The sequence below is a fragment of the Aeromicrobium sp. EU05-FHT14F07 genome, assembly GCF_058790455.1.
Genome location: NZ_JBYTCR010000002.1, coordinates 1 through 15,962, shown reverse-complemented (window position 1 = coordinate 15,962; position 15,962 = coordinate 1). Strand labels below are relative to the sequence as shown.

Annotated in this window: 15 protein-coding genes; 13 read left to right on the top strand and 2 right to left on the bottom strand. The window is 71.3% G+C overall.

From position 1 onward, the window contains the following. Both AC3WRM_RS02405 and AC3WRM_RS02400 read right to left on the bottom strand, forming a co-directional pair. Positions 1-573, bottom strand: coding sequence for a GNAT family N-acetyltransferase (locus AC3WRM_RS02405; RefSeq protein WP_492247306.1), 573 nt, complete (start codon positions 571-573; stop codon positions 1-3). 40 nt (positions 574-613) lie between these two features. Next, positions 614-1,786, bottom strand: a complete 1,173-nt coding sequence (locus AC3WRM_RS02400; RefSeq protein ID WP_492247307.1) for an HNH endonuclease — start codon at positions 1,784-1,786, stop codon at positions 614-616. Positions 1,787-1,928: 142 nt separating this feature from the next. On the opposite strand from AC3WRM_RS02400, the gene AC3WRM_RS02395 reads away from it, so the two are divergent. The 13 genes from AC3WRM_RS02395 (at position 1,929) to metK (ending at position 15,646) form a co-directional block, all read left to right on the top strand. Next, a complete protein-coding gene (locus AC3WRM_RS02395; RefSeq protein WP_492247308.1) occupies positions 1,929-2,906 on the top strand; it encodes a hypothetical protein in 978 nt (325 codons plus the stop codon). Positions 2,907-2,995: 89 nt separating this feature from the next. Beyond that, positions 2,996-3,604 carry a bifunctional pyr operon transcriptional regulator/uracil phosphoribosyltransferase PyrR gene (pyrR, locus tag AC3WRM_RS02390; protein WP_492247309.1) on the top strand — a complete coding sequence of 203 codons (609 nt, stop codon included), beginning with the start codon at positions 2,996-2,998 and terminating at the stop codon, positions 3,602-3,604. Further along, complete coding sequence (locus AC3WRM_RS02385; protein ID WP_492247310.1) at positions 3,601-4,608, top strand: aspartate carbamoyltransferase catalytic subunit; 1,008 nt, start codon at positions 3,601-3,603, stop codon at positions 4,606-4,608. The genes pyrR and AC3WRM_RS02385 overlap by 4 nt, the downstream gene beginning before the upstream one ends. Then, positions 4,605-5,918, top strand: coding sequence for a dihydroorotase (locus AC3WRM_RS02380; protein ID WP_492247311.1), 1,314 nt, complete (start codon positions 4,605-4,607; stop codon positions 5,916-5,918). Before AC3WRM_RS02385 ends, AC3WRM_RS02380 begins: the two co-directional genes overlap by 4 nt. Then, the gene (gene carA / locus AC3WRM_RS02375) at positions 5,915-7,117 is read left to right on the top strand and encodes a glutamine-hydrolyzing carbamoyl-phosphate synthase small subunit (RefSeq protein WP_492247312.1); all 1,203 of its coding nucleotides are present in this window, start codon (positions 5,915-5,917) and stop codon (positions 7,115-7,117) included. The genes AC3WRM_RS02380 and carA overlap by 4 nt, the downstream gene beginning before the upstream one ends. Continuing rightward, a complete protein-coding gene (gene carB, locus AC3WRM_RS02370) occupies positions 7,117-10,437 on the top strand; it encodes a carbamoyl-phosphate synthase large subunit (RefSeq protein ID WP_492247313.1) in 3,321 nt (1,106 codons plus the stop codon). The genes carA and carB overlap by 1 nt, the downstream gene beginning before the upstream one ends. After that, positions 10,434-11,285: an orotidine-5'-phosphate decarboxylase gene (pyrF, locus tag AC3WRM_RS02365; RefSeq protein ID WP_492247314.1), complete on the top strand. Its 852-nt coding sequence runs from the start codon at positions 10,434-10,436 to the stop codon at positions 11,283-11,285. Before carB ends, pyrF begins: the two co-directional genes overlap by 4 nt. Positions 11,286-11,351: 66 nt before the next feature. Continuing rightward, entirely contained in the window at positions 11,352-11,795 is a 444-nt protein-coding gene (locus AC3WRM_RS02360; protein ID WP_492247315.1) for a hypothetical protein, read from the top strand. Positions 11,796-11,856: 61 nt separating this feature from the next. Next, complete coding sequence (mihF, locus tag AC3WRM_RS02355) at positions 11,857-12,180, top strand: integration host factor, actinobacterial type (protein ID WP_492247316.1); 324 nt, start codon at positions 11,857-11,859, stop codon at positions 12,178-12,180. Then, on the top strand, positions 12,170-12,766 hold the full coding sequence (gmk, locus tag AC3WRM_RS02350) for a guanylate kinase (protein WP_492247317.1): 597 nt from the start codon (positions 12,170-12,172) through the stop codon (positions 12,764-12,766). Before mihF ends, gmk begins: the two co-directional genes overlap by 11 nt. Positions 12,767-12,802: 36 nt before the next feature. Then, positions 12,803-13,111, top strand: a complete 309-nt coding sequence (gene rpoZ / locus AC3WRM_RS02345; protein WP_083516376.1) for a DNA-directed RNA polymerase subunit omega — start codon at positions 12,803-12,805, stop codon at positions 13,109-13,111. Positions 13,112-13,121: 10 nt separating this feature from the next. Continuing rightward, on the top strand, positions 13,122-14,375 hold the full coding sequence (gene coaBC, locus AC3WRM_RS02340; RefSeq protein ID WP_492247318.1) for a bifunctional phosphopantothenoylcysteine decarboxylase/phosphopantothenate--cysteine ligase CoaBC: 1,254 nt from the start codon (positions 13,122-13,124) through the stop codon (positions 14,373-14,375). Between the two features lie 83 nt (positions 14,376-14,458). Next, entirely contained in the window at positions 14,459-15,646 is a 1,188-nt protein-coding gene (metK, locus tag AC3WRM_RS02335; protein ID WP_492247319.1) for a methionine adenosyltransferase, read from the top strand. Positions 15,647-15,962: the final 316 nt, after the last annotated feature.

The following is a 15,962-nucleotide window of genomic DNA, read 5'->3' as shown; positions in this document are numbered from 1 at the left end:
TCACTGTAGGTCGAGGCGCATGAGCACGCGCGGGTGGCCTGCCAGCCTCGAGGTCGTGGTGGCGACCTGGGTGAAGCCGGCGGAGGCGAAGAGCGCCTTGGTGCCGACGTAGGCCATGGTCTGGTCGACCTTCTGGCCCTGGTTGTCGACGGGGTAGCCCTCGACGGCGGGGGCTCCTGCGTCGCGGGCGAGGGCGACGGCCCCGGCGAGCAGGGCGTGGGAGATGCCTTGGCCGCGGTGGCCGGGGCGGACGCGGATGCACCAGATCGACCAGACGTCGAGGTCGTCGACGTGCGGGATCGTCCGGCTGCGGGCGAAGGAGGTGTCGCGCCGGGGGTGGACGGCGGCCCACCCGACCACGTCATCGCCGTCGTAGGCGAGCACTCCGGGCGGCCCCTCGGACATCAGGGTGCGGACGCGTTCGCCGCGGGCGGGGCCGACGAGCTCGCGGTTCTCCTTCGACGACGTGAGCCGGTAGCTCAGGCACCAGCAGACGTTCGCGTCGGGCCGCTTGGGTCCGACCATCGTGCGGACGTCGTCGAAGGAGGTGGCGGGTCGGGTGGTGACCGTCATGGGGACAGTGTGGGGCGGGAGTCCGACGTTCTCCAGGGCCTCAGCCGGCGCGGGTGCGGCGGGAGCTGGTGCGTCGGGTGCGCAGGCTGCGGTGGGTCTGGTGGGTGTGGGGGTCGATGGTGAAGAACCCCCGGTGCACGGCCGCATGGCAGCGGGGACACAACCCGATGAGGTTGGCGAGGTCGGTGGCGCCACCTTCGGACCAGTACTCGATGTGGTGGACGTGGACGACGGGTCCGTGGCAGCCGGGTCCGGCGCAGGTGCCGCCTTGTCGGTTGACGACGGCTTTGCGTTGGTGGGGTGTGGCGAGTCGGTGGGTGCGGCCGACGTCGAGGACAGCGTGTCTGCCGGCGGTCAGGATGGGCGTGAGGTCGCTGTCGCAGAGCATCTGCTGGAGCTGGGCGGGGCCGATCGACCCGAACCCGGCGAGCTCGGCGGTCGCGGTGTCCGCGTCCTGGGCGAGGTCGGTCAGGTCGGCGGTCAGCGTGACGTGCGGGCGCACGCCCTTGTCCTGCGGCAGACCGGATGCGAGCACGGATGAGAGCAGGGCGTCGAGGGCGGTGACGCGTCGTTCGGCGGCAGGTCGGTCGTCCTCGGCGCAGGTGGGTGCGGAGAGCGACTGCAGGACGGTGTGGAACTTGGTGCCGGTGTCGGCGGGCAGGAACCCGGTGAGGTGGACGCCGTCGCCGACGGGGGTGAGGGTGATGTCGTGGCGGTCCATCCCTTTGATCCAGGCCTCGTCGAGGTCGTCGGGGTGGGCGGTGGCGCGCAGCTTCTTGACGGCTTGACGCACGGTCGTGGGCGCTGCGTGGGTGGCCAGGTCGAGCAGTGGGTTCATGCACTGCTCGACGACCATGGGGTCGATGTGCTTCGCGGCGTACGTGAACGCGTCGACGTGGTCCAGGGAGACGGCCCCCTCACTGGCGAGTGACTCCAGGTCGGGCATGTCCCGCAGGGTCCGCGCCGAGCGGACCAGCTGAGAAGCCTGCTTGCCGTCGAGGTGCAGCTGGTCACGCAGCCAGTTCTTCAGGCTCGAGCAGCCCTCGGCCTCGAAGTCCCGATGCTCGTCCATCTCCGCGACCAGCGCGACCTTCTCCGCGTCGATCGCGTTCGACAGTCCCTGCAGCAGCCGCAGAGCATCGGTGGTCGTCGGGTAGGTCCGCAGTTCGGCAGCGACGGCCTCGAGCCGGACGACGAGCGCGGTGCTGGACATGCCTCCATGATACCGAAGAGACGTTCGAAAACATAGACGACGAAGTCCTGTTTCCCTTCGGATTTCAGTGGGTTCGATGCCGTCCGAAGGTCCTGAACTCGTTCACGATCTCGTCGGACCTCGGGCGTGCGACGCTTCCTCCATGACCGACGCGCAGTGGTTGGAGATCCTCGTCCGCATGGTGGCGGGGGAGGCGTCCGAGGAGCCGACGGAGGGCGTGCTCGCCGTCCGACTCGACGAGGAGTCCGAGGAGCTCACGCGTTTCCACGTCCGCAAGCACGGCCATCGGTGGCGCGTCGACGACGACTCCGGTCGCCCGTGGAGCATCCAGGGCGACCGTCATGGCTATGTTTTCGATCCCGAGACCGACTCCGATCGGCCGCCACAGCGCGTTGCTCGAGGGATGGGCCGCATGCATGGTCCCGTCGGGGAGGCGCTCAGCAGGCCTCGGCCGGTCGACTGGGTGATCGGCGGCGACCTTCGGTACGACGACGCGACCGAGCTCGCTGCGCCGCCTCAACAGACGAGCTACCTCGGCGACGATGTCTGGGAGGTTCGGCTCCTCCTCCCTGGGAGCCGGCGTGAGATGCGCTTCCTGGTCGACGTCGTCGACGGCCGGACGCTGTCCTCGGAGCACGAGGAATCAGGGATCCTGTTCCGTTGGGAAGAGGTGTCGGTCGTGGATCCGCACCCGCCCGAGCTCTTCGCCTGGGACGGTCCGTTCGAGACGGGACTCGTCACCTTCGGGGAGGGTGACGACCTCCCCGAGCCCCTTGCAGAGGTCTTCGCACGTCACCGCGCCGCAGAGCGAGAGGTCGTCGAGTCGATCCCGCTCGACGACCTCACGGTCCCGGTTCACGGCGACGTCATGGCGTTCGTCGACGAGTCCGGTCCAGGTCGCGTACGGCTGGACTGGCACGCCCAGGGCAGCTTCCACCTCTTCCGTTCGCCTCGGGACGACCCTTGGGACCACGAGGATGACGGTGGGAGTACATCGTGGACCGACGAACGTTGGCGATGGTCGACCGGCGCGATCGGCGTGACCTCGGATGCCGCTGAGCGTCTCGTCCTGGAGCTGAAGGCCCGCACCCGCGCCCTGTCCACCACCCCCGACCCCTGATCGGACCGAGGCCCGCCGCTGCTACGCTCGACCCGTTCCATCCGACGTCCTTTAACCACCGTCCCGTGAGGCGGAGAAGGAGGTCAGACATGGTCGTGCCCGACGGCACTCCCGGTCCTGACACGCGTGACCCGGCACCCGGCGCATCCGCTGCAGACGAGGCCGGTCGCACGGTCCTCGACGAGACTGACATCTCGCGGGCGCTGACCCGCATCACCCACGAGATCCTCGAGCGCAACCGCGACGCCGACGGCCTCGTCATCCTCGGCATCCCCACGCGGGGTGTCCCGCTCGCGCGCCGCATCGCGGCGCGCATGAGCGAGGTCGAGGGTCGGACGATCACCGCCGGGGCGCTCGACATCACGATGTACCGCGACGACCTGCACAGCGGGCCGGTCCGGTCGCTGGAGCACACCGAGATCCCCGAGGACGTCGACGGACGCACTGTCGTGCTCGTCGACGACGTGCTGATGAGCGGTCGCACGATCCGTGCGGCGCTCGACGCGCTCGCCGACCTGGGCCGGCCGAAGGCCGTGCAGCTGGCGGTCCTCGTCGACCGGGGCCACCGGGAGCTGCCGATCCGTGCCGACTTCGTGGGCAAGAACCTGCCGACGTCGCTCGCGGAGAAGGTCCGGGTCCGGCTCGCCGAGGTCGACGACCAGGCCGACTCCGTGTCGATCCGAGGAGGGGTCGCGTGAAGCACCTGCTGAGCGCCGGCGACCTGAGCCGCGACGAGGCCGTCCGCATCCTCGACACCGCCGAGGAGCTGCTCGGCGTGGCCCAGCGGCCCATCAAGAAGCTCCCGACGCTGCGTGGCCGCACGGTCGTGAACCTGTTCTTCGAGGACTCCACGCGCACCCGCATCAGCTTCGAGGCGGCCGCCAAGCGGCTGTCCGCCGACGTCATCAACTTCTCCGCCAAGGGGTCGAGCGCCTCGAAGGGCGAGGGCCTCAAGGACACGGCCCTCACGCTGCAGGCCATGGGTGCGGACGCCGTCGTCGTGCGCCACGGCGCCTCGGGCGCCCCGCACCGGCTCGCGCACGAGGCGTGGACCAAGGGTGCCGTCGTCAACGCCGGCGACGGCACCCACGAGCACCCGACCCAGGCCCTGCTCGACGCGTTCACGATGCGCCGCCATCTGGTCGGCGGGGGTGCCGGGCCGCGGGCGGCGGATGGTGCCGGCGCGGGGACGGGGACCGACCTGGCAGGCAAGCGCGTGACGATCGTCGGCGACGTGCTGCACAGCCGGGTCGCGCGCTCCAACGCGCTCCTGCTGCACACGCTCGGCGCGCACGTCACGCTCGTCGCACCGCCGACGCTGCTGCCCGTGGGCGTCGACTCCTGGCCGGTGAGCACGTCGTACTCGCTCGACGAGGCGATCGAGGGCACCGACGCCCTCATGATGCTGCGCGTGCAGGGGGAGCGGATGAACGCCGCGTACTTCCCGAGCGCCCGCGAGTACAGCCGCCGCTACGGCCTCGACGTCGCCCGCATGAACCGGCTGCCGGACCACGCGATCGTCATGCACCCCGGGCCGATGAACCGCGGCATGGAGATCAGCGCCGACGTGGCCGACTCCGGCCGCTCCGTGATCGTCGAGCAGGTCACGAACGGCGTCGCCGTCCGCATGGCCGTGCTCTACCTCCTCCTCGGCGGGGCGCCCGCGCCGGCCACCGAGCTCCAGAACGAAGGACACGCATGACCGACTACCTCATCCTCGGCGCGAGGCTGCTGGGCGGGCAGCCCACCGACCTCGTGCTGCGCGACGGCGTGATCGCCGCGTTCAGTGCCGACCTCGCGCACGCCCGCGAGGGCGTGCCGCTGGAGACCATCGACGCGTCCGGCCTGGTGGCGCTGCCCGGTCTGGTGGACCTGCACACCCACCTGCGCGAACCGGGCCGGGAGGACGCCGAGACGGTGCTCACCGGCACGCAGTCCGCGGCGCGCGGCGGGTTCACCTGCGTGCACGCGATGGCGAACACCTCGCCGGTGGCCGACACCGCAGGCGTCGTCGAGCAGGTGTGGCGGCTCGGCCGCGAGGGCGGGTTCTGCGACGTCCAGCCGGTCGGTGCCGTCACCGTCGGTCTGAAGGGTGAGCGGCTGGCCGAGCTCGGCGCCATGGCCGACTCCGCCGCCGGCGTCCGCGTCTTCTCCGACGACGGCATCTGCGTGTCCGACGCGGTGCTGATGCGCCGGGCCCTCGAGTACGTCAAGGCCTTCGACGGCGTCGTCGCGCAGCACGCGCAGGAGCCGCGGCTCACCGAGGGCGCCCAGATGAACGAGGGCGCGCTGTCCGGCGAGCTCGGGCTCGTCGGCTGGCCGGCGGTCGCGGAGGAGGCGATCATCGCCCGCGACGTGCTGCTGGCCGAGCACGTCGGCTCGCGCCTGCACGTGTGCCACCTCTCCACCCGCGGCTCGGTCGAGATCGTCCGCTGGGCCAAGAGCCGCGGCATCGACGTCACCGCCGAGGTCACGCCGCACCACCTGCTCCTCACCGACGACCTCGTGCGCAGCTACGACCCGATCTACAAGGTCAACCCGCCGCTGCGCACCGCCGACGACGTCGCCGCGGTCCGTGAGGGCCTGGCCGACGGCACGATCGACATCGTCGCCACCGACCACGCCCCGCACCCGATGGAGGACAAGGAGTGCGAGTGGTCCGCGGCCGCCTTCGGGATGATCGGCCTCGAGACGGCGCTGTCGATCGTGCAGCAGACGATGGTCGACACCGGCGCGCTCACCTGGGAGCAGGTCGCCGAGGTGATGTCGGCACGTCCGGCGAGGATCGGGCGCGTGCCCGACCACGGACGTCCCCTCGCCGTCGGCGAGCCGGCGAACGTCGTGCTCTACGACCCGGAGGCCACGCGCACCGTCACCCCCGGTGACACCGCGTCGCTGTCGCGCAACACCCCCTACGCCGGGCACGAGCTGCCCGGCCGGGTCGTCGCCACCTTCCTGCGCGGCGTCCCCACCGTCCTGTCCGGCGAGCTCACCGAAGGAGTCCACGCATGACCCAGACCCACGAAGCCGGCTCCTCCCGCCGCCCGGCGCCCGGCACCCCCGCCGTGCTGGTGCTCGAGGACGGTCGCACCTTCCGCGGCGAGTCCTTCGGCGCCCAGGGCACGACCATCGCCGAGATCGTCTTCGCCACCGGCATGACCGGGTACCAGGAGACGCTCACCGACCCCTCCTACCGTGGCCAGATCGTCGTCATGACGGCGCCGCACATCGGCAACACCGGGGTGAACGACGAGGACTTCGAGTCCCGCCGCGTGTGGGTCGACGGCTACGTCGTGCGCGACCCCTCCCGCGTGCGGAGCAGCTGGCGCTCCAACCGGTCGCTCGACGACCTGCTCACCGAGCAGGGCGTCGTCGGCATCAGCGCCGTCGACACCCGCGCCCTCACCCGCCACCTGCGCGAGCGCGGCTCGATGCGCGCGGCCATCAGCAGCGAGCCGCAGCACGTCGAGGGCTCGCTCGACGCGCTCGTCGCGCTGGTCAACGAGGCACCCCCGATGGAGGGCTCCAGCTTCCTCGACGACGTCACCACGCCCGAGCCCTACGTGGTGCCCGCCGTGGGGGAGAAGCGGTTCACCGTGGCCGCCGTCGACCTCGGCATCAAGGGCATGACCCCGCGCCGGCTGGCCGAGCGCGGGATCGAGGTGCACGTGCTGCCCGCCTCCTCGACCATCGACGACGTGCTGGCGGTCGGTGCCGACGGAAAGGGGCCGGACGGTGTCTTCATGTCCAACGGTCCGGGCGACCCCGCCACCGCCGACCACGTCGTCGGCGTGCTGCGCGAGGTGCTCGAGCGACGCATCCCGTACTTCGGGATCTGCCTGGGCAACCAGATGCTGGGCCGGGCCCTCGGCCGCGGCACCTACAAGCTCAAGTACGGCCACCGGGGCATCAACCAGCCCGTGCAGGACCGCACCACCGGCAAGGTCGAGATCACGAGCCAGAACCACGGCTTCGCGGTCGACGCGCCGCTCGACGGCACGTTCGAGACGCCCTACGGCGACGCGCACGTGACCCACGTCGGTCTCAACGACCAGGTCGTGGAGGGGGTCGCGCTCGTCGACGGCCCCGCGTTCAGCGTCCAGTACCACCCGGAGGCGGCCGCCGGCCCGCACGACGCGGCCTACCTGTTCGACCGGTTCGTCCAGCTGATGACCGACCACGCCCCCGACCACGCGAAGGTGACCGACTGATGCCCAAGCGCACCGACATCTCCTCGATCCTCGTCATCGGCTCCGGCCCGATCGTCATCGGGCAGGCCTGCGAGTTCGACTACTCCGGCACCCAGGCGTGCCGCGTCCTCCGCGAGGAGGGCATCCGCGTGATCCTCGTGAACTCCAACCCCGCGACGATCATGACCGACCCCGAGTTCGCCGACGCCACGTACGTCGAGCCGATCACGCCCGAGTTCGTCGAGAAGGTGATCGCGAAGGAGCGTCCCGACGCCCTGCTCGCGACGCTCGGCGGCCAGACCGCGCTCAACGCGGCCATCGCGCTCGACAAGGCCGGGACGCTCGAGAAGTACGGCGTCGAGCTGATCGGCGCGTCGGTCGAGGCGATCGAGAAGGGCGAGAACCGCGAGATCTTCAAGCGGATCGTCGAAGGCCTGCCGAAGGAGTGGGGCGCCGAGGTGGCCCGCTCGGTCATCTGCCACACGATGGACGAGTGCCTCGCCGGCGTCGACCAGCTCGGCGGCTACCCCGTCGTCGTGCGTCCGTCGTTCACGATGGGCGGGTCCGGCTCCGGCCTGGCCTACGACGAGGAGGACCTGCACCGCATCGCCGGGTCCGGCCTCGCGCTGAGCCCCACCACCGAGGTGCTCCTGGAGGAGTCGATCCTCGGCTGGAAGGAGTATGAGCTGGAGGTCATGCGCGACACCGCCGACAACGTGGTGATCGTCTGCTCCATCGAGAACTTCGACCCGGTCGGCGTCCACACGGGCGACTCGATCACCGTCGCCCCGGCCCTGACGCTCACCGACGTCGAGTACCAGCGGCTGCGCGACATCTCCCTCGGCGTCATCCGCGAGGTCGGTGTCGACACCGGCGGCTGCAACATCCAGTTCGCGGTCAACCCCGAGAACGGCCGCATCGTCGTCATCGAGATGAACCCGCGCGTGTCGCGCTCGTCGGCGCTCGCCTCCAAGGCCACCGGCTTCCCGATCGCGAAGATCGCCGCCAAGGTGGCCATCGGGTACACGCTCGACGAGATCCCGAACGACATCACGCGCGAGACGCCCGCGTCGTTCGAGCCGACGCTCGACTACGTCGTGGTCAAGGTGCCGCGGTTCGCGTTCGAGAAGTTCCCGGCCGCCGACTCGACCCTGACGACGCACATGAAGTCCGTCGGCGAGGCGATGGCCATCGGCCGCAGCTTCACCGAGGCGCTGCAGAAGGCGCTGCGCTCGCTGGAGCGCCCGGGAGCGGAGTTCGACTGGAGCAAGGAGTGGGTCGAGCTCGACAAGGCGAGCCTGCTCGAGGAGATCAGGCGTCCGCACGACGGCCGTCTGAAGAAGGTCATGGACGCGATCCGCGCCGGCGCGACGCCCGACGAGATCTTCGATGCCACGAGCATCGACCCGTGGTTCGTCGACCAGCTCGCCCTGATCAACGAGGTGGCCACGGAGCTGATCGAGGCGCCCGAGCTGTCGCCGGCGCTGCTGCGCCGCGCGAAGCGGCACGGCTTCTCCGACGCGCAGCTCGGCCGGATCCGCGGCATGTCGGCCGACGTCGTGCGCGGGGTGCGGCACGCGCTCGGCGTGCGCCCCGTGTACAAGACGGTCGACACGTGCGCGGCGGAGTTCGCGGCTCGGACGCCGTACCACTACTCCTCCTACGACGAGGAGACGGAGGTCGAGCCGCGGGAGACGCCGGCGGTGCTGGTGCTCGGCAGCGGCCCCAACCGGATCGGCCAGGGCATCGAGTTCGACTACTCGTGCGTGCACGCCGTCCAGGCGCTCAGCGGCGTCGGGTACGAGACCGTCATGGTCAACTGCAACCCCGAGACGGTCTCGACCGACTACGACACCGCCGACCGGCTGTACTTCGAGCCGCTGACGCTCGAGGACGTGCTGGAGGTCGTGCACGCCGAGCAGCAGGCCGGCCCGGTGGCGGGCGTCATCGTGCAGCTGGGGGGCCAGACCCCGCTCGGCCTCGCTGCGGGCCTCGAGGCGGCGGGCGTGCCCATCGTCGGCACGCAGCCGTCGGCCATCGACCTCGCGGAGGAGCGGGGCGCGTTCGGCCAGGTGCTCGACGCCGCCGGACTCGTCGCGCCCAGGAGCGGCATGGCGACGACGTTCGAGCACGCCCGGCAGATCGCCGACGAGATCGGCTACCCGGTGCTGGTGCGCCCGTCGTACGTGCTCGGCGGCCGCGGCATGGAGATCGTCTACGACGAGCAGACGCTCGAGGAGTACATCTCCCGGGCCACGGAGATCACCCCGGAGCGTCCGGTGCTGGTCGACCGATTCCTCGACGACGCCATCGAGATCGACGTCGACGCGCTGTTCGACGGCGAGGAGCTGTTCCTCGGCGGCGTCATGGAGCACATCGAGGAGGCCGGCGTCCACTCGGGCGACTCCGCCTGCGCCCTCCCGCCGATCACCCTCGGCGGGCTGGAGGTCGACCGCATCCGCGAGGCGACGGAGGCCATCGCGCGCGGCGTCGGCGTGCGCGGGCTCGTGAACATCCAGTTCGCGCTCTCCTCGGACATCCTCTACGTCATCGAGGCCAACCCGCGGGCGAGCCGCACGGTGCCGTTCGTCTCCAAGGCGACCGCGACCCCGCTCGCCAAGGCCGCCGCCCGGATCATGCTGGGGGAGTCGATCGCCGACCTGCGCGCCGAGGGCCTGCTCCCGACCGGCCGCGACGGGGGGCGGCTGCCCGACGACGCACCGATCGCGGTCAAGGAGGCCGTGATGCCCTTCAACCGGTTCCGCACCTACGAGGGCACCTACGTCGACACGCTGCTCGGGCCGGAGATGCGCTCGACGGGCGAGGTCATGGGCTTCGACACGACGTTCGGCACCGCGTTCGCGAAGAGCCAGGCCGGCGCCCAGAACGGCCTGCCGACGTCGGGCAAGGTGTTCGTCTCGGTCGCCAACCGCGACAAGCGGCACATGATCTTCCCGATCAAGCGGCTCGCGGACCTCGGCTTCGAGATCCTCGCGACGAGCGGCACCGCCGTCGTGCTCGCGCGCAACGGCGTGCAGGCCACGGTGATCCGCAAGCTGCACGAGACGCCGCTTCCCGGCCAGGAGCCGTCGACGATCGTCGACAAGATCCGCGAGCAGGACGTCGACCTCATCATCAACACGCCGCACGGCATCTCGGCCGGTACGAACGCCCGCATGGACGGGTACGAGATCCGCACGGCCGCGGTGGCCGAGGGCATCCCGTGCATCACGACGGTCCAGGGCCTGGCGGCCGCCGTGCAGGGCATCGAGGCCCTGCTGGAGCAGCGGGTCGGCGTCCGCTCGTTGCAGGACTGGGCGGCGCAGGTGACCGCGTCGTGAGCTTCGGCTCGCGGGCCCGTGCCGCGATGGACGCGTACGGCCCGGTCTGCGTCGGCATCGACCCGCACGCGTCGCTGCTGGAGGCGTGGGGCGTGGGCGACACGCTCGAGGGGCTCGACCGGTTCGCCGCCGCGTGCGTGGAGGCGTTCGCCGGCCAGGTCGCGTTCGTGAAGCCGCAGTCGGCCTTCTTCGAGCGCTTCGGGTCACGCGGCGTCGCGATCCTCGAGCGCACGCTGCAGGACCTGCGCCACACGGGCACGCTCACCGTGCTCGACGTCAAGCGCGGCGACATCGGCTCGACCGCGGCGGCCTACGCCGAGGCCTACCTCGACGAGGACAGCCCGATGGCGGCCGACGCGGTGACCGTCAGCCCGTTCCTCGGGTTCGGCTCGCTCGCGCCGTTCCTGGAGGAGGCCGAGAAGAACGACGCCGGGGTCTTCGTCCTCGCGCTCACCTCCAACCCGGAGGGGCCCGAGGTGCAGCACGCCCTCGTGCAGCACGGCCGCGCGGCGGGGGTGCCGGGCCGTGGGCGGCAGACTGGAACCGTCGCCGGTGACGTCCTCGCGGCGCTGCGCGAGGCGAACGCGGGCGCGACGCCGATGGGCTCCTACGGCGCCGTCGTGGGGGCGACCATCGGGTCCACCGACGAGGACCTCGACGTGAACGGGCCGCTGCTCGTGCCCGGGTTCGGCAGCCAGGGCGGGACCGTCGACGACCTGCGCCGCATCTTCGCCGGCGTCACCCGGCACGTGCTGCCGTCCACGTCGCGACAGGTGCTGCAGGCCGGACCCGACGTGGCCGCCCTGCGCGGCGCCGCCGTCGCCGTGAACGACTCCCTGCAGTTGTAGGCTCCCCTCGTGGCCGACGTCCGTCGGCCCTGGTCAGAGCATCCCGACCCCCTCGAGGAGACCCGCATGACGCGACCCCGTGCGAAGCACGTCGCCACGGCTGCCGCGGCCGCGCTGACGACCCTGCTGCTCACCGGGTGCAGCGGCCAGAGCCCGTACTGCTCGGCCATCGAGAAGAACGCGGACGCGCTCAACTCCTTCGGCAAGACCCGGACCGACGCCGGCTACACGTCCTACGCGAAGGCCTTCCGGACCGTCGCGAAGGAGGCGCCCGCGTCCGTCCGCAAGGACTGGGCCGCGCTGGCCGACGTCACCGACGGCGTGCTCGCGGCGCAGAAGAAGGTCGGCCTGCCGCTGGAGGACATGAAGGACAAGGCCGTCGTGGCCAAGCTGGACGAGACGCAGCTCAGCACCCTCAACGACGCCTACGAGAAGTTCAACGACACCTCGGCCCAGCGGACGGCCGTCGTGAAGAACGCGAAGACCGAGTGCGAGATCACCCTCAAGTGACCGCCCCGCATCCCGCCCACGCCGGCCCGACGACGCGCCCGGCACGAGAGAGGACGACATCGTGGCCCTCCCACAGCTGACCCCCGAGCAGCGGCAGGCCGCCCTCGCCAAGGCCGCGCAGGCCCGGCAGGTGCGTGCCGAGGTGAAGAACCGCCTCAAGCACTCCGGCGCCAGCCTGGCCGACGTGATCAACGAGGCGCGGGTGGACGACGTCATCGCCAAGCTCAAGGTGAGCGACCTGCTGCAGTCGATGCCGGGCGTGGGCAAGGTCCGCGCGAAGGAGATCATGGAGCGCATCGGCATCGCCGACAGCCGCCGGCTGCGCGGCCTGGGCGTCAACCAGGTGCAGGCGCTGCTGCGCGAGTTCGGCAGCCGTGAGCGCTGACCCGGCCACGTCCGAGTCAGCAGGCCGCTCCCGGCTCGTCGTCCTCGCCGGTCCGACCGCGGTCGGCAAGGGGACGGTCGCCGCGTGCGTGCGCCGGGAGCGACCGGACATCTGGATCTCGGTGTCCGCGACGACCCGCCCCCCGCGACCCGGCGAGCGGGAGGGCGTGCACTACCACTTCGTCAGCGAGACCGAGTTCGACCGGCTGGTCGAGACCGACGGGCTGCTCGAGTGGGCCGTCGTGCACGGGCGGCACCGCTACGGCACGCCGCGCGGCCCGGTCGAGGCGCGCCTGGACGCGGGGGAGCCCGCCCTCCTCGAGCTCGACCTGCAGGGTGCGCGGCAGGTGCGGCACGCCATGCCGGACGCCCTCATGTGCTTCCTCGCGCCGCCGTCGTTCGAGGAGCTCGAGCGACGGCTCGTCGGGCGTGGCACCGAGGGCCCCGAGGAGCGGGAGCGCCGACTGCGCACCGCCCGCGAGGAGCTCGCGGCCGAGGCTGAGTTCGATCTCACCATCGTCAACACCGACGTCCGGGCCGCGTGCCGGGAGTTGATAGACTTGTTCGACGGGCCCGCGCGGGCCTGACCCGAACTTTCCGCCATCCATTCTCTGCGAGGCACAGTGACCAGCACGCGTTCCGTGGCCGAGGGCATCACGAACCCGCCCATCGACGACCTGCTCGACAAGGCCGACTCCAAGTACAAGCTGGTGCTCTACAGCGCCAAGCGTGCGCGCCAGATCAACGCGTACTACTCCCAGCTCGGCGAGGGCCTGCTGGAGTACGTCGGACCGCTGCTCGAGACCGAGGTCCAGGAGAAGCCGCTCTCCATCGCCCTGCGCGAGATCAACGCGGACCTGCTGACGGTCGAGGAGACCGACGGCAGCGAGGGCTACCAAAGCAACGGGGCTGCCGCGTCGTCCCAGGTCTGACCTGCGCCGCATGAGCGATCCCGTGCAGGGTGACGTCCGACGTCCCCGTGTCGTGCTGGGCGTGGGCGGGGGCATCGCCGCCTACAAGGTGGCGTCCCTGCTGCGCCTGTTCACCGAGTCGGGGCACGACGTCCGCGTCGTGCCGACCCGGTCCGCGCTGCAGTTCGTGGGCGCGCCCACGTGGGAGGCGCTGAGCGGCCAGCCCGTCGCCACCGACGTGTGGTCCGACGTGCACGAGGTGCCCCACGTCCGGCTCGGTCAGGGGGCCGACCTCGTGGTCGTCGCACCGGCGACCGCCGACCTGCTCGCGAAGGCCGCGCACGGTCTCGCCGACGACCTGCTCACCAACACCCTGCTGACGGCGCGATGCCCGGTGGTGCTCGCTCCGGCCATGCACACCGAGATGTGGGAGCATGCGGCCACCCAGGCCAACGTGGAGACGCTGCGCTCGCGCGGCGTGCTCGTGGTCGAGCCCGCCGCCGGACGGCTCACGGGCACCGACACCGGCAAGGGTCGGCTCCCGGAGCCTGACCAGCTGTTCGCGGTCTGCCAGGACGTGCTCGACGCGCACGAGCCGGACCTCGTCGGGCAGCACGTCGTGGTCTCCGCCGGTGGCACCCGCGAGTTCCTCGACCCGGTGCGCTATCTCGGCAACCGGTCGTCCGGGCTGCAGGGCATCGCCATCGCCCAGGCCGCCGTCGCGCGCGGCGCGACGGTCACCCTGGTCGCCGCCAACGTCGGGCTGCCCGCGCCGGCCGGTGTCGACGTGGTCGAGGTCGTCACGACCGCCGAGCTGCACGCGGCCGTGGTCGAGGCCGCGGCCCGCGCCGACGTCGTCGTCATGGCGGCGGCCCCCGCCGACTTCCGGCCCGCGGACGTCTCCGGCAGCAAGATCAAGAAGCGCGACGACGGGCGCACCCCGGTCGTCGAGCTCGTCGAGAACGCCGACATCCTCGCCGGCCTCGTCCGCGACCGTGCCGAGTCCCGACGCCCGTTCATCGTCGGCTTCGCCGCCGAGACCGGCGACGAGAACGCCAGCGTCGCCGGGCACGGCCGCGCCAAGCTCGAGCGCAAGGGCTGCGAGCTGCTCGTCGTCAACGACGTCAGCGACGGCAAGGTCTTCGGACGCGAGGACACCGAGGCCGTCATCCTGGCCGCCGACGGCAGCGAGGTGCCCGTCCCGCCGGGCTCCAAGTCGAGGCTCGCCCACACCCTGTGGGACGAGATCGTCCGACGCTCGGGACGGCAGAACCCTTCGCGCTGAGCGTCGTTACACTCCGGGGAGCCACCCCGCACACCGTCCGACGCCGTCGGGCGCCAGCGCATCCAGTCAACAGGAGAGATCGAGTGAGCCGCTTCTTCACGTCCGAGTCGGTGACCGAGGGCCACCCCGACAAGATCGCCGACCAGATCAGTGACAGCGTGCTCGACGCGCTGCTCGCCGAGGACCCCAAGAGCCGTGTCGCGTGCGAGACGTACGTGACGACCGGTCTCGTCCTCGTGGGCGGCGAGGTCACCACCGAGGCCTACGCCGACATCGCCCGCATCGCCCGCGACCGGGTCCTCGAGATCGGCTACGACTCGTCCGTCAAGGGCTTCGACGGTGAGTCCTGCGCCGTGCAGATCACCCTCGACGCGCAGAGCCCCGACATCGCCCAGGGCGTCGACACCGCGTTCGAGAACCGCGCCGACGGCTCCGTCGACCCGCTCGACCTGCAGGGCGCCGGCGACCAGGGCCTCATGTTCGGCTTCGCGATCGACGAGACCCCCGAGCTGATGCCGCTCCCGATCACCATCGCCCACCGGCTCGCCGAGCGGCTCACCGAGGTGCGCAAGAACGGCACGCTGCCCTACCTGCGCGCCGACGGCAAGACCCAGGTGACCATCGAGTACGGCGACGACGACAAGCCGAAGCGTGTCGAGGCGATCGTCGTGTCGACGCAGCACGAGGAGGGCATCGACCTCGACGGCCAGCTGCGCGGCGACGTCAAGGAGCACGTCATCGACGTCGTCCTCGGCCAGTACGACATCGACTCCAGCGACTACAAGCTGCACGTCAACCCGACCGGCCGGTTCGTCATCGGCGGCCCCATGGGCGACGTCGGCCTCACCGGCCGCAAGATCATCGTCGACACCTACGGCGGCTACGCCCGCCACGGCGGTGGCGCGTTCTCCGGCAAGGACCCGAGCAAGGTCGACCGCTCCGCCGCGTACGCGATGCGCTGGGTGGCGAAGAACATCGTCGCCGCCGGCCTCGCCACCAAGGCCGAGGTGCAGGTCGCGTACGCGATCGGCGTCGCCAAGCCGGTCGGCTTCTACGTCGACACCTACGGCACCGAGACCGTCCCGGTCGACACCATCCGCGAGGCCGTCCTCGAGGTCTTCGACCTGCGTCCCGGCGCCATCGTCCGCGACCTCGACCTGCTCCGCCCCATCTACGCGCAGACCGCCGCCTACGGCCACTTCGGCCGCCCCGGCCTGCCGTGGGAGGACACCAGCCGCGCCGAGGCGCTCAAGGCCGCCGCGCACGCCTGACTCCGCACCTCACCACCGCCCGCCGCCCCTGAGGGGTGGCGGGCGGTGGTGCGTGGGGGTGATCGTCCTGCGGGTGGGGCTGCGCGGTTCGGCGTCGTCCTGCGGCTGCGTCGGCGCGGCTTGTCCTCGTCCTGCGCTCCGAAAGGGCCTCGACCGGGCGGTTGGGCGGGGGTCGGTTTCGGGTCTCGGGCTGTGGCTCGCGTGGGACGCAGGATTCTGCGTTCGTGCGTTGGGACTCGAAGGATGCTGCGTTTGCTACGGGATCCCGTCGTGAACGCAGAAGCGTTCGGTCTGGTTCGCGTGAATGCAGAATCTT

Coding starts and splice junctions, on each gene's coding strand:
- AC3WRM_RS02405 (WP_492247306.1), bottom strand. CDS start 573: ATGACGGTCACCACCCGACCCGCCACCTCCTTCGACGACGTCCGCACG.
- AC3WRM_RS02400 (WP_492247307.1), bottom strand. CDS start 1,786: ATGTCCAGCACCGCGCTCGTCGTCCGGCTCGAGGCCGTCGCTGCCGAA.
- AC3WRM_RS02395 (WP_492247308.1), top strand. CDS start 1,929: ATGACCGACGCGCAGTGGTTGGAGATCCTCGTCCGCATGGTGGCGGGG.
- pyrR (WP_492247309.1), top strand. CDS start 2,996: ATGGTCGTGCCCGACGGCACTCCCGGTCCTGACACGCGTGACCCGGCA.
- AC3WRM_RS02380 (WP_492247311.1), top strand. CDS start 4,605: ATGACCGACTACCTCATCCTCGGCGCGAGGCTGCTGGGCGGGCAGCCC.
- carA (WP_492247312.1), top strand. CDS start 5,915: ATGACCCAGACCCACGAAGCCGGCTCCTCCCGCCGCCCGGCGCCCGGC.
- carB (WP_492247313.1), top strand. CDS start 7,117: ATGCCCAAGCGCACCGACATCTCCTCGATCCTCGTCATCGGCTCCGGC.
- AC3WRM_RS02360 (WP_492247315.1), top strand. CDS start 11,352: ATGACGCGACCCCGTGCGAAGCACGTCGCCACGGCTGCCGCGGCCGCG.
- coaBC (WP_492247318.1), top strand. CDS start 13,122: ATGAGCGATCCCGTGCAGGGTGACGTCCGACGTCCCCGTGTCGTGCTG.